Source organism: Mesorhizobium sp. M8A.F.Ca.ET.207.01.1.1 (genome assembly GCF_004794715.1).
Lineage (GTDB): Bacteria > Pseudomonadota > Alphaproteobacteria > Rhizobiales > Rhizobiaceae > Mesorhizobium.
On sequence record NZ_SRUS01000013.1, the window covers coordinates 16232 to 38910 of the forward strand.

The following is a 22679-nucleotide window of genomic DNA, read 5'->3' on the forward strand; positions in this document are numbered from 1 at the left end:
TTCACCTTCCAGGCGACGAGGCCCGGCCCAGCCGGGCCTCGACTCTTTTCCGCAACGCCAAGATTGACTTGCATCAACGCGGGCAGGTCCACCGGGCGGCATTGTTGCCCGGCGCATTCAAATCGCCGTCTGCGTGTAGAGCGGAGAAAAGTCGTTGCTGGACAATACGCAGGTAGAGCGGTTGGAAGCCGAGGCGGTCAATTCCGCCAAGATCCGTCAGCCTCTTTATGCGCCGCGCAAGAAGATCTTTCCAAAGCGCGCCTCAGGCAGCTTTCGCCGCTTCAAATGGCTGGTGATGGCGATCACGCTTGGCATCTACTATCTGACGCCGTGGCTGCGTTGGGACCGTGGTCCGTTTGCACCCGACCAGGCGGTGCTGCTCGATGTCGCCAATCGGCGCTTCTACTTGTTCTTCATCGAGATATGGCCGCAGGAATTCTTCTATGTGGCGGGCCTCCTGGTCATGGCCGGCGTCGGTCTTTTCCTGATCACCTCGACTGTCGGCCGTGCCTGGTGTGGCTATGCGTGCCCTCAGACGGTGTGGGTCGATCTGTTCCTCGTCGTCGAACGCGCGATAGAAGGCGACCGCAATGCCCGCATGAAGCTCGATACGGGTCCCTGGACCGCCCGCAAACTGGTGCTGCGCGTATCAAAGCATGCGATCTGGCTGGTCATCGGCGCGGCGACTGGAGGCGCCTGGATTTTTTACTTTGCTGACGCACCGACACTGCTCGGCCAGCTCTGGACCGGCAGCGCCGCACCCGTGGCCTACATCACCATCGCCGTGCTGACGGCAACCACCTACACGTTCGGCGGCCTGATGCGTGAACAGGTCTGCACCTATATGTGCCCATGGCCGCGCATTCAGGCGGCCATGCTTGACGAAAATTCTCTCACCGTCACCTACAACGACTGGCGCGGCGAACCGCGTTCGCGTCACGCCAAGAAAGTGCTGGCGGTTGGCCAGCCCGCAGGTGACTGTGTCGACTGCAACGCCTGTGTCGCGGTCTGCCCGATGGGGATCGACATTCGCGATGGCCAGCAGCTCGAATGCATCACCTGCGCGCTTTGCGTCGACGCCTGCGACGGTGTCATGGACAAGCTCGGCAGGGAGCATGGGCTGATCGCTTATGCGACGCTGTCCGACTACAACGCCAATATGATGCTGGCGACAGCAGGCGGCTCCAGCCCAGTCAATCCATCGCTCGTCAGGACCGCTGGCGGCGCTTTCTCCGACAAGGTAGCGCATTTTCACATTCGCAAGATCTTTCGGCCGCGCACCTATGTCTACATGGGCTTGTGGTCGCTGATCGGCCTTGGCCTGCTCTATTCCCTGCTGACGCGCGATCGGCTCGAACTAAACGTGCTGCATGATCGCAATCCTCAGTTCGTCACGCTTTCCGACGGGTCTATCCGCAATGGCTATACCGTCAAACTGCTCAACATGATCCCCGAGCCGAGGACGATTGTCGTCACGATTCAAGGCTTGTATGGAGCTGACATGAGCGTGGTCGGCGAAGACATCCCGGCAGGCCGCTCCTTTGCCATTCCGGTCGAACCCGACCGCCTGAAAATGCTGAAGGTCTTCGTCCGCCAGCCGGCGGACCAGATCCGCGCCCCGGCGCAGACCTTCAAATTCCGCGTCGAGGACAAGGCCAGCTTCGAGTCCAACGAATACACCGCCACTTTCAACGCTCCAGAGGCCGCCAGATGACCGCCAATGCCCAGAAGCCTCGGGAATTCACGGGCCGGCACATGCTGGTCATTGTCCTCGCCTTTTTCGGGGTGGTGATCGCGGTCAACCTGACCATGGCAACGCTTGCCAACACCAGTTGGACCGGCCTCGTCGTCGAAAATACCTATGTTGCGAGCCAGCAATTCAACAAGCAGGCGCAGGAGGGCCGGGCGCAAGCGGCACTCGGCTGGACAGGCAAGCTAACCATCGCATGGGGCGAAGTCCGCTACAGCATCGCCGACGCAGCCGGCAAGCCGGTTCCTCTGCACGGCGTGAAGATGCTGTTTCGTCATCCCGCATACGAGAAGGAGGACAAGTCGGTCACGCTGGCCCTTGCTTCAGGCCAGGAATTCGCGGCGCAGCATATGCCAAAGGACGGCGTCTGGATCGTCGAGGTCGACGCCGATGCCGGCCTGGACAGGCCGTACCGCGACGTCCGTCGAATCATGATTTCCCATGGAGGGCTGCAATGAGTTGTTGTGCACCGGGCGCCGAAATGGCGCTGGACCTGGGCAGCTCCGCATCGACGCTGCCATCCAGCCAGGAGATCCGGCTCGCCAGCCGCTCGCTTGGCGACAATCTTCGGCAGACCGATCTTTCAGTGCCGACGGTTCATTGCGCCGCCTGCATCCAGACGATCGAGACGGCGCTGGGAAAGCTCGGCAATGTCGAAGGCTCGCGTGTCAACCTTTCGACGAAACGCGTCGCGATCCGGTGGCGTGGGGACGAGGTGCCACCCTTCGTCGCCGCGCTTGGCAGGCTAGGCTACGAGGCGCACCTGTTCGAAGCCGACGCTGATAGGAGAGACGGAACGCTTGCCGAACTGATCCGCGCCGTCGCCGTTGCCGGCTTCGCGGCCGGAAACATCATGCTGTTGTCGGTCTCGGTCTGGTCAGGCGCCGAAGGGGCCACCCGCGACCTGTTTCACTGGGTCTCCGCGCTGATCGCCATTCCGGCGCTCGCCTTCGCCGGCGGTATCTTTTTCCGATCGGCCTGGAATGCGCTGCGCCATGGCCGCATGAACATGGACGTTCCGATCGCGGTCGGTGTTTCACTTGCCTACGCGATGAGCCTCTATGAGACGATCAACCATGGCGAGCACGCCTATTTCGATGCTTCGGTATCGCTGCTGTTTTTCCTGTTGATCGGCCGCACGCTGGATCACGTAATGCGGGAACGTGCCCGCACCGCGGTGAAAGGCCTGTCGCAGCTGGCCTCGCGTGGCGCCATGGTGGTTCGCGGCGATGGTGCGCGCGACTATCTACCAGTCGGCGAGATCGAACCGGGCATGCGGTTGTTGATCGCAGCTGGCGAAAGAATCCCCGTCGACGGCAAGATCATCCAGGGAGCGTCGGATCTCGACTGCTCGCTGGCTTCAGGCGAAAGCACGCCAAAAAACGTAGGGCCCGGTGAAGCCGTGCAGGCCGGCGTGCTCAATATCACCGGCCCGCTGACCATCGAAGCCACTGCCGCCGCAAGGGATTCGTTCCTGGCGGAGATGGTGCGGCTGATGGAGGCCGCGGAGGGCGGCCGCGCGCACTATCGCCGCATCGCCGACCGCGTCTCGGCGCTCTACGCCCCCGTGGTGCATCTCACCGCCTTCTTGACATTCCTTGGCTGGGTGGCGGCGACCGGCGACTGGCACCGGGCCATGACGATCGCTATCGCTGTTCTCATCATCACGTGCCCCTGCGCGCTTGGCCTGGCAGTGCCGATCGTTCAGGTGGTCGCCGCGCGGCGCCTGTTCGAGAACGGCATCATGGTCAGGGACGGCTCGGCCATGGAGCGCCTGGCAACAATCGACATGGCTGTGTTCGACAAGACCGGCACGCTGACGCTCGGCCAGCCCCGACTCGTCAACGCGCCATCGGTCAGCCCAGATATGCTGGCCCTGGCAGCCGACCTGGCCACGCATTCGCGCCATCCGTTCTCAAAGGCCATAGCCGGCTTTGCCACTCTGGGCGGCCGGTTCAAATTCGAGGCCGTCACCGAGCATCCTGGGTTCGGAATCGAGGCCACTGCAGCCGGGAGCACATGGCGCCTGGGCCGACGCGGATGGGCCGGCTGGAAGGCTCGAACTGGCGGCGAAGGCAAACACGGATACGGTGGAACGGTCCTGACAAAGAATGGGATGATTGTCGCATCCTTCATTTTCGACGATGTGCTTCGCGCCGATGCCACACCAGCCATCGATCGGTTACACGACGCCGGGGTATCTGTCGAAATGCTGTCAGGGGATACAGCGGCAGCCTGCGCCGATGTTGCGAAAGTGCTTGGTGTCGAAGACTTTGTCCCCTGCCTGCTGCCATCCGGCAAGGTCGAACGCATCGAGACCTTGGCGAAAGACGGACACAGGGTTCTGATGGTTGGCGACGGTCTCAACGACACGCCGGCACTAAGCGCTGCGCATGTATCGATTGCACCGGCGACCGCCGCTGATATTGGCCGCAACGCTGCGGACTTCGTCTTCCTGCGCGAGAGTCTTATGGCCGTCCCGCTGGCGTTGGACGTCTCGCGCCAGGCAGGACGCCTGATCCGGCAGAACATCGTCATCGCGATCGTCTACAATGCGGTCGCAGTACCGATAGCGATCCTCGGGCACGTTACGCCCCTGATCGCGGCGATCGCCATGTCCGCCTCATCGCTGCTTGTCATTGGCAATGCTCTACGCCTGCGATCGTCGCAACCGTTCTCAACGGCCAAGGATGTTCGCCGCAACAGGGTGTCCAACTTCAACAACCTGGTCCGATCGTCATGACCACTCTCACCTACCTCATACCCGTCGCTCTCTTTCTTGGTGCACTTGGCTTGGGGGGATTCCTGTGGGCATTGAAGAGTGGCCAATACGAAGATCTCGACGGAGCCGCCGAGCGAATCCTGATTGATCTGGAAGACAAAAGCGGCGACTGATATTCAGAAAGACGCTGGTGGCAGCGCACCGTTACTGAAAACCGCGACACCGAACTTTCACATGTCAAATCGTGACCCACAAGACCTCTGCATCCGAGCTGTTGTTCCTGCGATTAACAACACAGTTTGAGCCAGCGCAAAGAGGGCTAGCGTCAGGTCATGTACCTTCTGCTCATCCGCAACGGTCGAGAGACAGGAGATTGACATGATTACGCGACGCGAAGCCCTTTTTGGAGCCGCGCTTGGCGCTGTTGCTGTTGCAGCACTGCCCGCATTGTCGGCCACGGTTACAAAGGCAGAGATTCGCGGGCTGCCCCGCGAGAAGATCACGCTCGTAGCACCACCGTTCGTGCATCCGCATGATCAGATCGCCAAGGGCGGTCCGAAGATCGTCGAATTTACCATGACGATCGAGGAAAAGCCTGTCGTCATCGATGCCGAAGGCACGAAGCTCAATGCGATGACCTACAACGGCTCGATCCCTGGCCCACTGATGGTCGTGCATCAGGACGACTATATCGAGCTGACGCTCATCAATCCCGATACCAACTCGCTAGCCCACAATATCGATTTCCACGCGGCTACCGGCGCGCTGGGTGGCGGCGGCTTGACCTTGATCAATCCCGGTGAACAGGTGACCCTTCGCTTCAAGGCGACGCGGACGGGAACGTTTGTCTATCACTGCGCACCTGGGGGCGCGATGATCCCATGGCATGTCGTTTCCGGCATGAACGGCGCCATCATGGTGCTGCCGCGTGACGGGCTCAGGAACGACAAGGGCGAACCGGTCAAGTACGACAAGATCTTCTACATCGGCGAGAGTGATTTCTATATTCCGCGCGACGAGAAGGGCAATTTCAAGAGCTACGAATCCGCCGGCGACGGCTACGACGACACCGTCAAGGTCATGCGCGGTCTCGTTCCGACGCATGTGGTGTTCAACGGCAAGGTCGGATCCCTGACCGGCGACAACGCCATGAAGTCGAAGGTCGGCGAAACGGTGCTTATCGTCCATTCACAGGCCAACCGCGATACGCGGCCGCACCTGATCGGCGGCCACGGCGATTACGTCTGGGAACAGGGCAAATTCGCCAACCCGCCGTCCAAAGATCTCGAGACATGGTTCATCCGTGGCGGTTCTGCCGGCTCGGCGCTCTACACCTTCCTGCAACCGGGCGTCTACGCCTACGTCAACCACAATCTGATCGAGGCCGTCGAACTTGGAGCCACCGCTCATTTCAAGGTCGAGGGCGAGTGGGATGACGACCTGATGACGCAGGTCGAAGCGCCCAAACCCATCGCCACCAATTGAATGGCACTCCGATATGCCCGGACAGAGACACTCTCCGGGCATGGAGAAAACATATGTCGCCTCTCATAATGAAGCTCGTTCCGATCGCTGTGGCAGCCTTAGCCTTGCCGGTTGGGCTCTCGATGCAGGCAGCCGGCGGTCATCGGCCGCCCGACGCCGTTGCCAGGACGGTCAGCATTGATCCCCATTCGATCGTCTATCCGATGCCGGGCGAGTATCTTAAGGACGGACGCCCTCAGGCCAATCCCAAGGTTGAGCGGCACCTGGAAGGCCCCCTGGAGATCATGGCGTACCAAGTCAGCGCGGCCGATTACGCAGCTTGTGTGTCGGCCGGCGCCTGTCGGCCGGCGGAGGAAACCCGCTCAGTCCCGCGTGACGCACCCGCAACCGGCGTGAGTTACCTCGACGCCGTTGCCTACGCCCGGTGGTATACTGAAGCAACCGGCAGTCAGTGGCGGTTGCCATCCGACGAAGAATGGGCCCTTGCGGCAGCCGAGCAGTTCGCTGGCGAATTCGAGGGTGTCGAAAACGATGCCAACAACCCCGCCAGGCGTTGGCTGACTAGCTATCAGGCGGAGGTCGAACTCAATCGCAAACCGGACCCGTTGCCCAGGAGCCGCGGCTCTTTCGGACTGAATTCGCGCGGTCTTGCCGACTTTTCCGGCAACGTCTGGGAGTGGACTTCAACCTGCTATGTCCGCACCACGCTCGCCGAAGACGGCAGCGATGTTGCGAGCTCGGTCAACAATTGCGGGGTTCACGTCCTGGAAGGCCTGCACAGAGCCTATATGTCGAATTTCGTCAGCGACGGGAAAAGCGGAGGTTGCGCCGTTGGTTTGCCTCCCGACAATCTGGGGTTCAGGTTGGTCTTGGACCATCGGGGGTGGGTGGGCCGTATCCTCGCCCACCTCAGCTTCGGCTGACAAAATCAGGAATAGCTCCGCTCCGTTCTCGTCTTGGGGGTCGCCTGTTCTGCCGCCTCACCGCGCCTTGGGCGTCATCAATGCCATCCCGCAGACCAGGATGAAGCCGGCAAATGCCGCGACCCATGCGACGCCCGCCATGTCGATTACCGCGCCATAGGGGACGAAGGCGGCCAGAATTCTCAATAATCCCGCGAGAAGGATGGCTACGAAGATAAACAAGGCGCCTTTTCCAGCCTTCAGCTCTCGGCCGGTGTGCCCGAGCGTCGCGCGGGTCATGACAGCAAGCGTCATGGCGCCGACCGCACCAGTTCCAAGCGCGTGGAGCCCTGCAGCGGCCGGCACGATAACAGGAAAGAAAATCGCCGCCGAAACCAAGGCGAGACCGATCGGCACAAAGGCGTATGCAAGATGGAGCATGAGCACCAGCGGATCCGGCAAGGTGCGCTCGCCAGCCCAGCACGACAAACGCCACGCCTGGCAGGTTGCGGCAATGGCCATGAGCGTTCCTGAGGTGGCGCTGTCGGGGGCGAACGTCCATGTTGCCAATGCGATGGCCGAGATGGCTATCGAAGCGATGTCGAATCGGTCAAATGGCGCCGGCAGCCTGCCGGGATTTTCGCGCACGAGCCAGTTGCGTGTGAAGCTCGGAATAATTCGCCCGCCGATCAGCGAGATGAGCAGGATCGCCGCAGCCATGCCGAGTCTTCGGCTGATGTCCGACACGCCCTCAACATGGGCCTCGATGTGGAACGCGCCGTTCGCGGACGCCAGCACGACGAGCGGCAGCAGCACCTTGAGGTTTCGCCAGTTGCGTCCCGCGACGATTTCGCGGGCTGCCGCGGCAGCCACCGCAAGCAGAAATGAGCCATCGACCATAGCTGCTGCTTCCCAGCCAATGTCTGCCGAGAAGAAGACAGCGGCGCGGCCGGCAAGCCATAGGACGACCAGCGCCAGCAGCGGCAGTCCTTGCACGGGAAGCCGGCCGGTCCAGTTGGGGATGGCTGTCAGCAGAAACCCGGTCACGATCGCCGGCAGATAGCCGAACAGCATCTCGTGGACATGCCAGTCGACCGGAACAAACACACTATGGGCTTCGAGGCCGCCCGCATACATCGGCAGCCAGAGCAGAATGGAGAGCCCCGCATAAAGCGACCCGAGAAAGAAGAAGGGTCTGAACCCATAGGAGAGAAAAGCCGGACCGGAATAGTCCCGCAGACGTGGAATTGCCATGACCTACATCCTGAAATGAACAGGGCCGGATGAACCGCCGCCCTCGGTCCGTCCGGCCCATGCCTGCCCGTTTGTGGCAGGCAGGCTATCTCATGCCGATCAGTTGGCGGGAATCTGGGTGAACAGATCCGCGAACACCGTCTTTGCCTTGCCAGGATGCTTGACCGCTTTCGCGGTATCGAGATTGACCGGCTTGCCGACGACGATCATCGCGACCATGCCCATGCCGTAGTGGGGCGCGCATTTGACGCCATAGACACCCTCCTTGGTCAGCGTGACGGTGATTTCCTCACTGGGCTTGCCCTTGAAAGGCTCGGCGCCATCCGGGATCATGCCCTTGATCGACTCGGCGTCGTGGCTCTTGTCGGTCGGCACGAACTTGACGGTGTCGCCGGGTGCGGCCTTGACGAAAGCCGGCTGGAAAACCATTGCGCCCTTTTCGCCCTTGTTGAGCATCTGCACGACGTGCTCTTCGGCGCTTGCGCCGCCAGCGAGCGCGAGAAGGGAGATTGCGGCGGCGAAGATAGTGCGTTTCATCGAATTGTCCTTTGTCTCATGTTCGCGGCGTTGCGCCGTTCCCTCTCATTTAGCCTGATGCCCCCGCGAACAATTTGCGCTGGCGCAAACTCGCGATAAGAATGGTTGGCGCGTCCTGGCGCGGTGTCTTGGGGTCCTGAGGAGATACGTTTGGCTGCTCTGGACCGATCTCTGATATCGCAGCTGCCGCTCTTCCAGGGGATGACTGCGGAAGAACAAAGCGAAATCCTGCGAAGCGCACGGTCGTCACGCTATGCCAAGGAATCCACGATCTTCGAGCAGGAGACAGAGGCTCATTCGTTTTTTGTGCTGATTTCTGGCCATATCCGCGTCGTTCGCACTACGCCGGACGGACAACAGGTCATTGCCAGATACATCAGTGAAGGCGAAATCTTTGGTGTCGCCGCGGCGCTCGGCCGAACGACCTATCCCGCCAGCGCCCTCGCGGCCGTCGACTGCGTGGTACTGACGTGGCCCAACGCTCTGTGGGCGGAGATGGCGCGACGATTCCCGGCATTTGGGGCAACCACCTACAGAACCGTCGGTACCCGGCTGCAGGAGACCCAGACGCGGGTGGTGGAGATGTCGACCGAACAGGTCGAGCAAAGGATCGCGCATGCCTTGTTGCGGCTGGCAAACCAGACCGGCCGAAAGACCGAAAGCGGTATCGAAATCGACTTCCCGATTTCGAGACAGGACATCGCCGAGATGACAGGCACGACGCTGCACACCGTCAGCCGGGTGCTCAGCAGGTGGGAAGACATCGGAATAATCGCCAGCGGCCGCCAGAAAGTCACGGTCAAGGATGCCCATCGCCTTGTGGTTCTCGCCGAGAACCCGGGCAAACACTGACGATCACCGTTCGCCCCGGATAGTCGCGTCCAGATCGGCCAGGAAACGCGCCTCATCCACGCAGTGCTCATGGCACGCCTCGGCCACGGTGTGGAACGTGCCGATCGGACAGCCGACACAAAGCATCCTGTAGCTAAGCAGCACGGTCACGCTTGCCGGCCATTTCCTCATCATCTCGTCAACCACCGTATTGGGAGTGATAGACCTGGGTTTCTTCACGACGCAGTCCTCCGCGATTTGCGAAGCCCTCGTCATAGTTCGCTCAGGGGACGGCTTCGTTGCGCTTTCGCAACTTCATGGAACCAGCGCTGAAACGTCTTGAGGCAATACTATCTTGCGTGACGAAAAAGGACTCGCAGCCATCGGAGCGGATGTGGCTGCCGCGCCGTCATATGGCAGTGCCGACGAGCGCGCCGATACCGGCGGTCAGCGCCATTGCCGCCGCGCCCCAAAAGGTGACGCGAACCGTTGCTTTCAGCACATTGGCTCCGCCGGCTTTGGCTCCGATGGCGCCCAGGACCGCCAGGAACAGGAGTGAGGCAACAGACACCGTTGCGGCAAGCCAGGCGGCCGGCGAAACAAGCACCATCGCCAAAGGCATGGCCGCGCCAACCGAAAATGCTGCCGCCGAGGTCAGCGCGGCCTGGATTGGTCTGGCCGTGGTGACTTCGGAGATGCCGAGTTCGTCGCGAGCGTGGGCGCCGAGCCCATCCTTCGCCATCAATTGGTCGGCGACCTGCGAGGCAAGGGTCGGCTCGACGCCTCGTCTGACATAGATCTCTGCAAGTTCCTGCCGCTCGAAATCTGGTTGTGTCGCCAATTCCTCTCTCTCACGCGCAAGGTCGGCTCGTTCGGTGTCGGACTGCGAACTGACCGAGACATACTCGCCTGCCGCCATCGACATCGCACCGGCGACCAGTCCGGCGACGCCGGCCACCAGAACATTGGAGGCAGCGGCATCGGCTGCCGCCACGCCAACGATCAGGCTTGCCGTCGACACGATGCCGTCATTGGCGCCGAGCACGGCAGCGCGCAACCAGCCGACGCGGGATACAAGATGGTTTTCATTGTGCAGCCGGCTCATGATATCACGGCGCCCCGCCGTTCAGGTCGCAGCATCCCCAGCGCCGCAATTGTCCAATGCAGCAATATCTGGGTTCCGGTGTATCCGGCTGGCTTGTTGGCAACAATCATAGGCAGTTTACCTGGTTTGAGAGAACCTTCCTACATCGCCGCTCATGCGGCAATCTTGATCTAGGCAAGCCAATCTACCGTCCCCCTAGAGCTTTCACTGTCCCCTCGCAGTTCGACCTCGGCTGACAGCCAGTTGTCAGCTTGGTTGTGGGATATTGCCTCCGAAGCGGACCAGACGGGTCGCGTTTGCAAGGTTCAATGTGGAAGCACAATTCCGATGAAAGAGATTGCCCTGTCACTTTTGGTGATCGCCGCCTCGGGCGTTTATGTCTGGGATCAGGCCGGCAAGGATTCGGCAAACGATATGCTCGGCGAGGCGCTGCCGGCCGACGCAGCCGAAGCGCCTTCCGTGCAGCCAAAAGAACCCGCATCCGCTGCGGCTTTGCAGCTGCTTCGCACCTCGCCGGCGCCCCTCGATCTCCGGTTTAGAACAAGGTTCCCGATTTCCGGGGAAACGACAGCTGGCATAGGAACGCCTGCCGAACGCCCCAATGATCCAGTCAAGCCGACAGTGGTTCCGGTGGCGCCACAACCGTCCCCAACGCCAGTGGCGCCGTCTGTCGCCGATCCTGCCTCGTCAGCGCCTTCCTTCGCCGTTACGCCCGCCGTCTACATACCAGTCCCGCAGCCGAGGCCGGCATATCCGGATGCACCAGCACGGGTCGTCCGGGTGGGCATGAAGCTCGCCGCAAAGAGCTATGCCGACGGCGTCTACACCGGCCCGACGGCCGATGCCTATTACGGCATCATCCAGATTCAGGCCCTCGTACAGGGCGGGCAACTGACGGCGCTGAAAGTGCTGAAATATCCCTCCGACCGCCGCACCTCCGTCAACATCAACAGGCAGGCGCTCCCCATGCTGCGCGACGAAGCGATCAGCGCCCAGAGCGCCGATGTCGATATTATTTCGGGCGCGACGCTAACCAGCAGGGCTTTCATCCAGTCGCTGCGCGGCGCGCTGAAGAAAGCGTCGTCGTAGGTCCATGCGCGACACGCGAATTTTGATGGGCATGCCCATTGCCGTCGACCTCGGCGGCGCGTCGAATGCTGAACTGATCGAAGCCGTCTTCGGCCATTTCGAGCACATCGACCGGCGCTTCAGCACCTACCGGGCCGACAGTGAAATCACGGCCATCAACCGAGGCGACGTTCCGGTCGTCGACTGGAGCGGCGAGATGATGGAAGTGTTCGCTCTCGCCCGACAGACGAAAGACGAGACGGACGGATATTTCGATATTCGCAAGCCCGACGGGTCGCTTGATCCTTCCGGCATCGTGAAGGGCTGGGCCATTCGCAATGCAGCGGAGATTGTTCAGCGAGCCGGCATCAGCGATTTCTTCATCGAGGCGGGAGGCGATATCCCGTCCTGCGGCAAGAATGCATCGGGCCATGACTGGAGCGTCGGCATCCGCAATCCCTTCAATGCGGACGAGATCATAAAGATCGTCTATCCCCGCGGTCGCGGCGTCGCAACCTCCGGCACCTATGTCCGCGGTCAACACATCTACAATCCGCATGGAATTGGCAGTCAGATACAGGACATCGTCAGCCTGACCGTGATCGGCGCCGATGTGCTCGAAGCCGATCGTTTCGCCACCGCGGCCTTCGCCATGGGACGTGACGGCATTCTCTTCATCGAGCAGACGCCTGGCCTGGAAGGCTATCTCGTCGACGCCAATGGCCGCGCCACGCCGACAACCGGGTTCGGAGCCCTTTGCCTGCCATGATCAAGACCATCGACCGATTTCTCGATCACCTGACCATGTACAGGTTGGTCCTCTACTATCTGATGACGCTGGTCGGCGCAGCGTTCGTGCTCGGCTTCGTCAAGCTGGTGCCACACGATCCGATTGCGCTTGCCTTCACCACAACGCTTGCGCTGGCCGCCTGCTGGATCACCAACAAGGTTTTTGCGCATGTCTTCGCAGTTCCGGCCAACAACGAGTCCGTCTACATCACCGCGCTCATCCTGACGCTTATCCTCGATCCGGTTGCGGTCACGGACATCAAGGGGATTGCGGCAGTGGTATTCACATCCGTCTGGGCGATTTCATCCAAATTCATTCTCGCCATCGGCCGGAAGCACCTTTTCAACCCGGCTGCGCTGGGCGTGGCGCTGTCCGCGCTGCTGCTCGACCAGCCAGCCACCTGGTGGGTGGGCGGCAATCTGCCATTGCTTCCGATCGTGCTCGTCGGCGGCATGCTCATTGTCCGGAAACTGCGCCGTCTTGACCTTGTCTCGACCTTCGTTGTCGTGGCGCTGGCGACCATTCTGGCAACCACGGACCCATCGCAATACTGGACCGCGCTTGCAGAGACACTGGGTTCATCGCCGTTGCTGTTCTTTGCCTTCGTGATGCTGACCGAGCCGCTGACCGCGCCGACGATGCGTTGGCCGCGTATCGCCTTTGCCGCCATTGTCGGCTTTCTGTTTGCTCCCAACATCCATATCGGCTCGTTCTATTTCACGCCGGAACTGGCGCTGCTTGCCGGCAACGTGTTTGCCTATGCGGCTGGCCCCAAGGCACGCTTCGTGCTGACCTTGGAACGCATTGAGCAATCGGCCGTCGACAGTTTTGACTTCGTCTTCCGGTCGCCACGCAAGCTCGCATTCGAGGCCGGCCAGTACCTCGAATGGACGCTTGGCCTCGATCGTGCCGACAATCGCGGCAACCGCCGCTATTTCACAGTCGCCTCGGCGCCGACGGAGGAAACAGTCCGCCTCGGCGTCAAGTTCTATCCGCAATCAAGTGCCTTCAAGCGCGAGCTGATGACCATGAAGCCAGGCAGCACGATCCATGCCGCGCAACTGGCCGGCAATTTCACGCTGCCCGCCCGGCGTGAAACCAAGATCGCGTTCCTGGCCGGAGGCATCGGCATCACGCCGTTCCGCTCGATGCTGCAATATCTCATCGACCGCAAGGAGTGGCGACCGATCGTCATCCTCTACGCAACAGAGAGACAGCAGGACATCGCTTATCGCGACGTGCTTGGCGCGGCCAGGCAGGAGCTTGGCATCAAGACGATCCACGCTGTGGCGCACGGTGGCGAGCGCGGGCAATATCCCGGATATATCGACGAGCGCCTGATCCGTCTGGCCATACCCGACTACCTCGAGCGCACTTTCTACATTTCCGGCCCGCAAGCGATGGTCAAGGCGCTGCGCCAGAAACTGCTGGCCATGGGCGTTCGCCGCTCGAAGATAAAGGTCGACTATTTCCCGGGTTTTGCCTGAAGCAGGCTCAACTGTGTCGCGGCAAGAAAATGGTCACCACAAGGCCCGGATCGGCGTTAGCCATGGCAAGGCGTCCGCCATAGGCTTCGACGATGTCGGAAACGATGGCCAGGCCAAGACCGCTGCTGCCTCCCTTGCTGTCGAGCTGGACACCACGTGACATCGCGGACTCCCGATCGGCATCCGGTATACCTGGGCCATCATCAGCAACACTGACGGTCACCTCGTCCCAGGCAGTGGATGCACCGACACGGACTGACGATTTTGCATAGCGCGCGGCATTCTCGACCAGATTGCCGAGAACTTCTGACAAGTCGCCTTCGTCGATTGGGGCCGTCAAATCTTCCGCGATATCCAGCTTGAAAGAAAGCTGCTTGCCGCTTGGTGTCCGTTTGACGACGGCAATGACGCCAGCCGCGACGTCCGACACAAGGCAGGATGCCTTGCCGGAAACGCCGGGGGCGAGGCGCGCTCGCGCGAGCTCCCGCTCGACATGGCGCCGGATCGCTCCGGCGCTCTTTTCAATCTCGTCAGCCAGAACCGTCTCGCCTTTCTTGCGCAAGGCCCGGATGTCGGCCGACAGCACTTGCAGCGGTGTCTTGAGGCCATGCGCCAAATCGGTGGCGCGCGAGCGGGCTCGCGCAAGCGCCTTCTCCTGGGCATCGAGAAGACGATTGATTTCGTCCGCGAGCGGCTGCACCTCGCTCGGCGCCACCACATCGAGCCGTGCTGATCGCTGCGCAATCACGTTTCTGACCGAAACCCGCAAGGTCTCCAGAGGCGCAAGACCGACGGTGATCTGGATGAAGAAGGCGGCCATGAGGGCAATGGCGAGCAGAACAAGGGCTGGCGCAAGGTCGCGGACATACCCATCGACGGATTCCTTCACCGTTTGATGGTCTTCCGCCACGACGGCGCGAAACGATCGCCCACTGGCGTCGATGATCGTGCGCTCGACGGCGATGGTGAGCTCCCCTTGTGGCCCCTTGAATTCCTTGATCTCCCTGAATTCGCCGTTGGTTGCGCGATCAGGCAAGGCAAGCGTCGCGTCCCATAGTGAACGCGAGCGGACAAGGTTGCCGGATCCGGCATCCTGCACCTGCCAGTAGTGGCCGGAAAAGGGAATGGAGAAACGTGGGTCGGCCAAGGTCGCCTGGACCGAAAGACGGCCATCGGCGGCAAAATTGGTCGCGCCAATAAGATCGTTCAGGTCGACTGTCAGCTCGCTGACAACGCGCCGCTCGACGTTAAGTTCGAACAGATAGCGCAATCCAACGCCGGCGATGGCAAGAGCAACCAGGATCGAGATCGTTGCCGCCAACCAGAGCCTGAACCGGATCGAGTTGCCCATCAGCGGGAATCGTCGGGCATCAGATACCCGAATCCGCGCCTCGTTTCGATGACGTCGCTCCCGAGCTTGCGACGCAGGCGCGCGACGATCACCTCGATCGTGTTCGGATCGCGGTCGTTGCCTGAATCGTACAAATGCTCGGCAAGTTCGGTCGGCGCCACCACCCGGCCGGCGTGGTGCATCAGAAACGCCAGGAGCCGGTATTCCAGCGGCGACAGCGCAACGGGAATGCCGCGAAGCGAAATGCGCATCTGGCGTGTGTCCAAGAGCAACGGCCCGGACCTCAACACGGGTGCCGCCTGCCCGGCCGAGCGACGCAGGATTGCCCGTAACCGGGCGAGCAGTTCTTCCATTTCAAAAGGTTTGGGAAGATAGTCGTCGGCACCGGAATTGATGCCGTCGACGCGTTCGGTCCACATGCCTCTTGCGGTCAGGATGAGAACCGGGAACCTGCGCGCATTCGCCCGCCAACGTTTCAAGACCGTAAGACCATCGAGCTTGGGCAAGCCGAGATCCAGAATCGCGGCGTCATAATTCTCGACATCGCCTGCGAACCAGGCAGCTTCACCATCCTTTACGATATCGACCGCCATTCCCGATGCTTTGAGGGCGGTCGCGATATCGGCAGCGATACGGGGCTCGTCTTCGGCCAGGAGGATCTTCATCAGTCACCCTCCCCATCGCGCATGATGACACCGGCACCGGCGTCGACGTCGACGGTCTTTCGCCGGCCATCGGCACCCACGACCTGAAAACGGTAGACCCATCTGTCGGCCTTGCGGATGAGATCGACCGCAACAACATCGCCGGGAGCTTTGGTGCGGACAACGTCCAGTATATTGGCAAGGCCCTTGATTTCGCCGCGTTCGTACAAATCCCGCGCCCGGTCATGGTCGCCGTCATCGTCCTCGTCGGCACGGGCAGCGAGAGGCATGGCCAAGACAAGTCCCGCGAGAACCAGCACCGCCAAACGCTTCCATTGTCTTTTCATCGGCAAGGCATGTCGCACGTTGCAGCTTTCAATTTGCTGTCAGTTATCCTCAGCCCACAGCAAGCAAGGGGACCATATCAGGGCATCATCGCGTCCAATCATGGCCGCGCCAAGAAGGATACGAGACCATGCGCAATTCCATGCTTGTCCTTGCAGCACTTGCAAGCCTCACGATCTTCGCGCTGCCGGCGGCCGCTGAATCGGACGAAGGATCATGTGGGGCGTCATCGTCTGTTGTCCCATCCGGTCCGATCGATCTGCAGGCCATCCCGATGCAGGACGCCTCCACCCCGAAAGCCATCAAGGGTGGCGACGATGCGTGTGACGACCAACAAGGCGATGAGGCCGACGAAAACGACTAGGTCTCCCACGGCGCGTGGCCGCCACCGCACATGACGGTTGCCAATGTCGTGGCCCAAGGCTCGCTGCAAAGCCGGCAAATTATCCAAGCTCCTTGCCAATTTCTGGAGAGTTTTCGTGATCCCTATTCAACATATCCACCCAATTCTTGTTCATTTCCCTATTGTTCTGATCTACATGCTTGTGGCTATCGACCTTGTGGCGCTGGTTGGCGGCAGCGCCGTTACCAAAAGATCTGGCGCCGGTACGATCTCTACTTTCGTAGCCCTGTCTGCCGGAGTGTTCGCCATTGGGACCTGGTTCTTTGGAGGTCTTGCCCTGGATCATGCCGAAGCGGCCGGCTTCAGCAGCGATATCGCGGAGATCCACGAAAGCCTGGGAGGTATCACTGCCTTTGCCTTCCTGGTCTGGGGAATTGTGCGGTTCGCGCTTTGGATGCGGAACCGTGACATGCGGGCTGTAACGATCGCCATTCCTCTGATCGAAGTTTGCGGTGCATTCCTGGTCACTGCGACAGCCTACTACGGTGGGCTGCTTGTCTACGAACTTGGTGTGAACGTCGCCAAGACCGCGGTCGCTGGTTGACCGGTTCGCGCCCAGTCATTCAAGGTTCCAATTTTGGATGACCATTTGCCTCGACCGAAAAATGATTCAGATCAAGGCGCTTCGTGCATGTGCAATCTAAGAAGCCGGAGGTTGGAAAAACTCTGGAGAACGACCATGCAAGCCGAAGCCATAATGAGCAGGCCAGTCGTCGGCATAGACCCGTCCGCATCGATCGCCGAGGCTGCCGGGTTGATGCTCTCCAAAAAGGTCAGCGGCCTCCCCGTCATTCGCAACGACGGCAGGCTGGTGGGGATCGTCAGCGAGGGCGATTTCCTGCGACGCGGGGAACTGGGCACGGAGCGCAAGCGCTCGCGCTGGCTGGAGTTTCTCGTCAGCCCCGGAAAGGCCGCCGACGAATATGTCCGCGCCAATGGTCGACGGGTTGAAGAGGTGATGTCGCAAGATGTCGTGACGGCATCCCCTGCAGCATCACTCGCGAAAGTCGTCGAGCTCATGACGCGTCACCATGTCAAACGCATTCCGGTCGTCGAAGCTGGGAAAGTCGTTGGCATCATCACCCGCTCTGATCTTCTGCGGGCATTGCTCGACGTCCTTCCGGATGGAGCCGCTACGGTCATCGATGACGAACAGATTCGGCAGAACATCGCTACCGAGCTTGCGAGGCAGAGATGGGCCGGCAACGATTTGATCAACGTGACGGTGGACAAGGGTGTGGTGACACTGAGCGGCGCCATCTTCGACGAACGCGAGCGCCAGGCAGCGACAGTCGCCGCCGAAAACGTCGCCGGCGTCAATGCTGTCAAGGACAATCTCTTCTGCGCCGATCCCGTGTCGGTCGTCCTTGTTTCGTAGCGGAGCTGACATTGGTCCGCAGCGAGGCACCATTGCCTCTCTGTGTTGCTGGTCCTTGCCCAAGGCTTCGCCGCGCTTAGGGCGCGACCAGGGGAATCAATGGTCGAAGGAGTAACAGGGCAAAGGCAAGAAGCGCGGCGCCCGCAACTTTTTCTGCCAGTGTTTTGCCTCCGCAGAAGCGCCGCCCCAGCAAAAGCCACACCGATCCGCTGGCAGCTGTCATCACCAGAAGCGCAATCCAAAAGATCCCCAGTTCGCGCGGTTCGATGTTCATCGGCACGATAGCCAGGCAATAGATGAAGGCCTTCGGATTGAGAGCACTGGTCACCGCAACAGAAATGGCGTCGCCGCTTTTGGCAGCGTTGATCCGGGCGCTTGCCGTCAGACGCAGGCCAAGAATGACGAGCCACCCGGCCGCTACCAGCCTGAGTATTTGAATGGCGTCAGGCGACACGAAGGGACGCAGTGAAAACCAGCACGCGGATGCGATCCCGTATCCGCATGCCTGAGCGGCCAAGAGCCTGACCGCTTTCTCCCGCTTGACCGACCCTGTCAGCAAAAGAGCGTTGGTTGGCCCTGGTGCGACAAAGAGCAGGAATGCTTCCAGAAAAAATAGAGTGTCCAACTGCCTGGTCCCGTGGAATGCAAACCTGTCAACTGGAAGACTCGGTTTGCGTTGACTCTGTCAAAACACGGGCAGCACGACATCGTCCAGGCTGAGTACTCGAATGACTAGCGTTGGCCGGCCGCATGCTGCAGTCGAGCGATCAGGTCGCCGTTGCGGCAATAGTCTGGCGGGTTATTGGCTTGCTGATGTTCGTCGAGCCAGACCGAGCATTCATCCTGATGTCCGCAGGAACGGCAGCGATCCACTGCCCTGCTGGTGACGGCGGCATGGTCGGCTACGACTTTCAACTGTCTGTCGACGCCGAGCTTCCGCATCATGCGGTCCATCAAGGTGGTTCTGGCATCAACTGAAATCAGGTAATCGAGAAAGGTCATGGTAATCACTCCTGCCTGCTGGCCATCATGGCATGTTGGCGGCAAGCGGCGTTGATCTCGATCAACAGGCGGTATCGTTGCCGATCCCTGAGCCCCAAACAGGGAGCATGGCGCTAAACCTTGGCCACAAGGCGATCGAGAAAGGACCGCTGACCGGCAAGCAACTTCTTGCGGGCCCGGCTCTCTTGTCCGAAGAACCAGCGCTTGGTCGCTTCCGAGGCGCATAGGTAGAGTGCGGTAATCGCGACAAGCGCGACAAGTACGGGCAGAGGCAGTGGCACGAAGCCGAACCAGGCTGCAAACGGCAGATAGGGGATCATGATCGCCATAATCCCGACGGCCAATGTAAGCCAGGCAAGCAACGGGCTTGGACGGCTCGCCCAGAAAGCCCTGTGCGTGCGCACGATGAGCACGATGGCAAGCTCCGTCAGCAACGACTCGACAAACCAGGCGGTCTGGAATGCGGCCTCCGTGGCGTGCGCAAAAAACAGAAGGAAAACGAAGGTCGCGAAGTCGAACAGCGAACTGACCAGGCCAAAGCTGATCATGAACCGCCGCACAAAACGGATATCCCAGTGGCGAGGCCGGCGCAGTTGGTCGGGATCGACGTTGTCGCTTGCAATGGCGAGTGAAGGAACGTCAGAGAGGAAATTGTTGAGCAGGATCTGCTTGGCAAGAAGCGGAAGGAAAGGCAGGAACAGCGAGGCGACAGCCATGCTGATCATGTTGCCGAAATTGGCGCTGGTGGTGATTGAAATGTACTTCATCGTATTCGCGAAGGTCTTGCGGCCATCGTCGACGCCGCGCACCAATACGCCGAGGTCCTGCTTGAGAAGGATGATATCGGCCGCCTCGCGCGCGACATCGACAGCGGTGTCGACCGAGATGCCTATGTCTGCCTCATGAAGGGCAGGCGCATCATTGATGCCGTCGCCAAGGTAACCAACGACATGGCTCCTGCTCCGCAAGGCCTGAACGATGCGCTCCTTCTGGTTGGGGTCGATCTCGACGAAGAGGTCGGTGTGCTGCACGCCCGCGAAGAGCGCGCTCTTCGTCAATTTCGAAAGCTCCTCGCCGGTCATGATCCTGTCGGCGCGCAAGCCGATCGCCTGGGCGAGATGCGCGGCAACGTAACGGTTGTCGCCAGAAATGACCTTTACCGCGATGCCGCGGTGGGCGAGCTCGGCAAGCGTCTCCTTGACGCCCTTCTTTGGAGGGTCGAGGAAAAGCAGGAAGCCAGCGAAGGCGAGATCGATCTCGTCTTTCCTGCTGAACGTTTTCTGGCTCTCGAACTGACGGATTGCCAGGCCCAGAACGCGGTAGCCGTCCGCGCTCCAGCGCCGGAATTTTTCGTCGATTGCCGCACGGTGCGTTTCATCGAGGGGTTCCAGCCCGGTGGCTGCTCGGGCGAAGCTGCAGGTTTCGAGGACATTTTGTACGGCACCTTTGGTAATCAGAAGGTTCTGGGCGTCCTTGGTCCGGACCACAACGGATAGCCGCTTGCGAATGAAATCATAGGGGATTTCGTCGACTTTCGTGAAGGCCGCCAATAATGCGCCTTCGCCCGGCGAGCCGGCGATTGCTTCGTCCAGCGGGTTCTTCAGTCCGGTCTGCAGGGTCGCGTTGAGACGTGCCCAGAGCAGGATATCGGTTGACGGATTGCCGTCGACATCGAGCCATCCATCCAGGTGGATAACGCCTTCCGTCAGCGTCCCCGTCTTGTCGGTGCACAGCAAATCCATGCTGCCCAGATTCTCGATGGCATCGAGACGGCGCACGATGACGCCATTGGCTGCCATCGCGCGAGCCCCTCGAGCCAGCGTCACGCTGATGATGGCCGGGAGAAGTTCGGGCGTAAGACCAACCGCCAGTGCCAGCGAAAACAGCAGCGATTCAATCAGCGGTCGATGCAGCAGCAGATTGGCGAAGAACACCAGGATGACGATTGCCAGCATGATCTCGGTCATCAGATAGCCAAACAGCCTGATACCCCGGGCAAACCCTGTTTCGGGGATTTGTCGCTCCAGGGCGGCGGCGATCGATGCGAATTCAGTGCTGGCGCCGGTCGCTGCCGCAAGCACGGTTGCAGTGCCGCTGCGGACCGACGTGCCCGTGAAAACGGCATTGCTGCGCTGTGCTATGGAGGCCTCGGGCGCCGACCGCCCCGGTGCCTTCACGACGGGAAAGGTTTCGCCGGTCAGTACAGCCTCGCTGACATTGAAATCGCGCGCGTCCAGAATGATACCGTCCGCGGGAATGAGGTTTCCGGCCGAAAGCCGGATCACGTCGCCCGGCACGATATCTTCGGCGGCGACCGAGCACTCGGCGCCATCGCGCAACACAATAGCCTTGCGCGAAATGCGCTGTTTCAGTGCTTCGGTCGCCAGCGACGCACCGTACTCTTGGGTGAAGCTCAGGACGCAGCTTGCCAGCACGATCGCGCCGATGATCGCAGCCTCCTGGCCCTCCCCGACGAAGGCTGATACGCAGGCCGCGAAAATGAGGATCAGGACCAGCGGGCTGCGGAACTGGCGGGCAAACACTGCCAGGGCCGACGCGCCTGACGTCGACGCGGGTGTGTTTCGGCCGAATTTTGCGAGCCTCGATGCCGCTTCGGACGAAGCAAGCCCCGAGACTGAGGTCTCAAGACCTAACAAGAGGTCATTGGTCTCGATCGACCAATAGGCACCGTCCTCTGGCGAGACGGATTGCTGGCCAGCTTCGCCTATCATCAATACGACATGAAGCGGTTGATGCCGCTCTCTTCGATCAGCGTGCGGGTGACGCCGCCGAACGCCCATTCCCGCAAGCGGCTATGGCCATAGGCGCCCGAGACGATGAGATCCGCATGGATCGAGCGTGCGAATGTCAGCAACCGGTCGCCATCAGCCTCACCGGCGATCAGCTCGGTTCGCGCCTTGATGCCATGGTGCTCGAGAAAGACCGCGACATCGGCGAGGCTGTCGCGAATGCTTTCGTCGCGCTCGGTGTCGATCGTGGCAATCACGACTTCGCTGGCTTTGGCCAGGAAAGGCAATGCGTCAGCCATCGCTCGCCGAGCCTCCCTAGTGTCCTTCCACGCTACGAGAACAGTTTTTGCAAGGACGTGCTCGACGTTGGTTGCGGCGACCAGGACCGGACGCCCGGCGCCCAGTGTCAGACTGCCGACATCCACGGCGCGAAACACATTGTCTCCTGCCTGGCCGGTAACGATAAGGTCGGCTGCTCTGGCCGAAACGCTGAGGAACCGGGTCGGGCTGCAAACAGCTTGGCCCCATTCGCTAAAGATCGAAGCAGGAACCAGCCTCTCGAACTCGGCACGCAGTTCGGCAAGCCGCTTTTCGATTTCTGTTCGCTGGATCTGCATGATCTCGCCTTCGTAGACCATGCCTTGGCCGGTCGCGACCAAGGGCGGAACATCGGCTGCCGCCAAGCCGATAAGACAGGCTCCGAACCGTTCCGCGAGTTCGACCCCCACCTTTACAATAGGTGCAGGAGGCGCATCGATGGCGAGGTTGACGATGATTGACTTGTAAGACATTGCGGACGCCTTTCGCTGAACTATGGAATGCGTGATGAATTGCATTCGCCAGCGTCCAATGCCTTGACGCGCGTCAAAGATCGC

General features: G+C 60.8%; 24 protein-coding genes. 13 read left to right on the forward strand and 11 right to left on the reverse strand.

The annotated features are described in order from the left end of the window. The first annotated feature begins 154 nt into the window (after window positions 1–154). The 6 genes from ccoG to EN850_RS29025 all read left to right on the forward strand — a co-directional run bounded on the left by ccoG (window position 155) and on the right by EN850_RS29025 (window position 6880). Window positions 155–1714, forward strand: coding sequence for a cytochrome c oxidase accessory protein CcoG (gene ccoG, locus EN850_RS29000; RefSeq protein WP_136092750.1), 1560 nt, complete (start codon window positions 155–157; stop codon window positions 1712–1714). Then, window positions 1711–2208, forward strand: coding sequence for a FixH family protein (locus tag EN850_RS29005; protein ID WP_135884091.1), 498 nt, complete (start codon window positions 1711–1713; stop codon window positions 2206–2208). The genes ccoG and EN850_RS29005 overlap by 4 nt, the downstream gene beginning before the upstream one ends. Continuing rightward, window positions 2205–4493, forward strand: coding sequence for a cation-translocating P-type ATPase (locus EN850_RS29010; protein ID WP_136092751.1), 2289 nt, complete (start codon window positions 2205–2207; stop codon window positions 4491–4493). Before EN850_RS29005 ends, EN850_RS29010 begins: the two co-directional genes overlap by 4 nt. Next, window positions 4490–4645 carry a cbb3-type cytochrome oxidase assembly protein CcoS gene (gene ccoS / locus EN850_RS29015; protein WP_127275575.1) on the forward strand — a complete coding sequence of 52 codons (156 nt, stop codon included), beginning with the start codon at window positions 4490–4492 and terminating at the stop codon, window positions 4643–4645. Before EN850_RS29010 ends, ccoS begins: the two co-directional genes overlap by 4 nt. Before the next feature lie 205 nt (window positions 4646–4850). After that, complete coding sequence (gene nirK / locus EN850_RS29020; protein WP_127275574.1) at window positions 4851–5957, forward strand: copper-containing nitrite reductase; 1107 nt, start codon at window positions 4851–4853, stop codon at window positions 5955–5957. Between the two features lie 53 nt (window positions 5958–6010). After that, window positions 6011–6880: an SUMF1/EgtB/PvdO family nonheme iron enzyme gene (locus tag EN850_RS29025; protein ID WP_136092752.1), complete on the forward strand. Its 870-nt coding sequence runs from the start codon at window positions 6011–6013 to the stop codon at window positions 6878–6880. A gap of 57 nt (window positions 6881–6937) precedes the next feature. Here EN850_RS29025 and EN850_RS29030 read toward each other — a convergent pair whose 3' ends face one another. Then, window positions 6938–8113 carry an NnrS family protein gene (locus tag EN850_RS29030; protein WP_136092753.1) on the reverse strand — a complete coding sequence of 392 codons (1176 nt, stop codon included), beginning with the start codon at window positions 8111–8113 and terminating at the stop codon, window positions 6938–6940. 99 nt (window positions 8114–8212) lie between these two features. Beyond that, on the reverse strand, window positions 8213–8650 hold the full coding sequence (locus EN850_RS29035; RefSeq protein WP_127275571.1) for a pseudoazurin: 438 nt from the start codon (window positions 8648–8650) through the stop codon (window positions 8213–8215). A 150-nt stretch (window positions 8651–8800) separates the two neighbouring features. On the opposite strand from EN850_RS29035, the gene EN850_RS29040 reads away from it, so the two are divergent. Continuing rightward, window positions 8801–9502: a Crp/Fnr family transcriptional regulator gene (locus EN850_RS29040; RefSeq protein WP_135922201.1), complete on the forward strand. Its 702-nt coding sequence runs from the start codon at window positions 8801–8803 to the stop codon at window positions 9500–9502. A 3-nt stretch (window positions 9503–9505) separates the two neighbouring features. Here the strand turns inward: EN850_RS29040 and EN850_RS29045 are convergent, their stop codons facing one another. Together EN850_RS29045 and EN850_RS29050 are read right to left on the reverse strand one after the other, a co-directional pair. Beyond that, a complete protein-coding gene (locus EN850_RS29045) occupies window positions 9506–9721 on the reverse strand; it encodes a DUF1858 domain-containing protein (RefSeq protein ID WP_135861739.1) in 216 nt (71 codons plus the stop codon). A gap of 169 nt (window positions 9722–9890) precedes the next feature. Further along, entirely contained in the window at window positions 9891–10586 is a 696-nt protein-coding gene (locus tag EN850_RS29050) for a VIT family protein (RefSeq protein ID WP_127873525.1), read from the reverse strand. A 327-nt stretch (window positions 10587–10913) separates the two neighbouring features. Between EN850_RS29050 and EN850_RS29060 the strand changes: the two genes are divergently transcribed. The 3 genes from EN850_RS29060 to EN850_RS29070 are packed head-to-tail and all read left to right on the forward strand — an operon-like array spanning window position 10914 to window position 13931. Continuing rightward, the gene (locus EN850_RS29060; RefSeq protein WP_127275567.1) at window positions 10914–11675 is read left to right on the forward strand and encodes an FMN-binding protein; all 762 of its coding nucleotides are present in this window, start codon (window positions 10914–10916) and stop codon (window positions 11673–11675) included. A 25-nt stretch (window positions 11676–11700) separates the two neighbouring features. Beyond that, on the forward strand, window positions 11701–12423 hold the full coding sequence (locus EN850_RS29065) for an FAD:protein FMN transferase (RefSeq protein ID WP_246689297.1): 723 nt from the start codon (window positions 11701–11703) through the stop codon (window positions 12421–12423). Then, a complete protein-coding gene (locus EN850_RS29070; protein ID WP_135931003.1) occupies window positions 12420–13931 on the forward strand; it encodes an RnfABCDGE type electron transport complex subunit D in 1512 nt (503 codons plus the stop codon). Before EN850_RS29065 ends, EN850_RS29070 begins: the two co-directional genes overlap by 4 nt. A gap of 7 nt (window positions 13932–13938) precedes the next feature. On the opposite strand, the gene EN850_RS29075 is transcribed toward EN850_RS29070, so the two are convergent. From EN850_RS29075 to EN850_RS29085, 3 genes are read right to left on the reverse strand one after another with little or no spacing between them, the layout of a single operon-like run. After that, entirely contained in the window at window positions 13939–15282 is a 1344-nt protein-coding gene (locus EN850_RS29075) for a HAMP domain-containing sensor histidine kinase (RefSeq protein WP_136092755.1), read from the reverse strand. After that, window positions 15282–15947 (reverse strand): response regulator transcription factor, encoded by a 666-nt coding sequence (locus EN850_RS29080; protein ID WP_127275563.1) that lies wholly within the window; start codon window positions 15945–15947, stop codon window positions 15282–15284. Before EN850_RS29080 ends, EN850_RS29075 begins: the two co-directional genes overlap by 1 nt. Then, on the reverse strand, window positions 15947–16216 hold the full coding sequence (locus EN850_RS29085) for a hypothetical protein (protein ID WP_245464237.1): 270 nt from the start codon (window positions 16214–16216) through the stop codon (window positions 15947–15949). Before EN850_RS29085 ends, EN850_RS29080 begins: the two co-directional genes overlap by 1 nt. A gap of 185 nt (window positions 16217–16401) precedes the next feature. Here EN850_RS29085 and EN850_RS29090 point away from each other — a divergent pair, with 185 nt between their 5' ends. From EN850_RS29090 to EN850_RS29100, 3 genes are all read left to right on the forward strand, one after another. Then, the gene (locus tag EN850_RS29090) at window positions 16402–16635 is read left to right on the forward strand and encodes a hypothetical protein (protein ID WP_127275561.1); all 234 of its coding nucleotides are present in this window, start codon (window positions 16402–16404) and stop codon (window positions 16633–16635) included. A 115-nt stretch (window positions 16636–16750) separates the two neighbouring features. Beyond that, entirely contained in the window at window positions 16751–17218 is a 468-nt protein-coding gene (locus EN850_RS29095; protein ID WP_246689298.1) for a DUF2231 domain-containing protein, read from the forward strand. A gap of 135 nt (window positions 17219–17353) precedes the next feature. Then, window positions 17354–18052 (forward strand): CBS domain-containing protein, encoded by a 699-nt coding sequence (locus EN850_RS29100; protein WP_127873541.1) that lies wholly within the window; start codon window positions 17354–17356, stop codon window positions 18050–18052. Between the two features lie 76 nt (window positions 18053–18128). Here EN850_RS29100 and EN850_RS29105 read toward each other — a convergent pair whose 3' ends face one another. The 4 genes from EN850_RS29105 to EN850_RS29120 form a co-directional block, all read right to left on the reverse strand. Continuing rightward, window positions 18129–18677 (reverse strand): hypothetical protein, encoded by a 549-nt coding sequence (locus tag EN850_RS29105; protein ID WP_135861757.1) that lies wholly within the window; start codon window positions 18675–18677, stop codon window positions 18129–18131. A gap of 107 nt (window positions 18678–18784) precedes the next feature. Further along, entirely contained in the window at window positions 18785–19054 is a 270-nt protein-coding gene (locus EN850_RS29110; protein ID WP_127275558.1) for a DUF6455 family protein, read from the reverse strand. Window positions 19055–19167: 113 nt separating this feature from the next. Continuing rightward, on the reverse strand, window positions 19168–21786 hold the full coding sequence (mgtA, locus tag EN850_RS29115) for a magnesium-translocating P-type ATPase (RefSeq protein ID WP_245511862.1): 2619 nt from the start codon (window positions 21784–21786) through the stop codon (window positions 19168–19170). Continuing rightward, complete coding sequence (locus tag EN850_RS29120) at window positions 21786–22595, reverse strand: universal stress protein (protein ID WP_167531550.1); 810 nt, start codon at window positions 22593–22595, stop codon at window positions 21786–21788. Before EN850_RS29120 ends, mgtA begins: the two co-directional genes overlap by 1 nt. Between the last annotated feature and the right edge of the window lie 84 nt (window positions 22596–22679).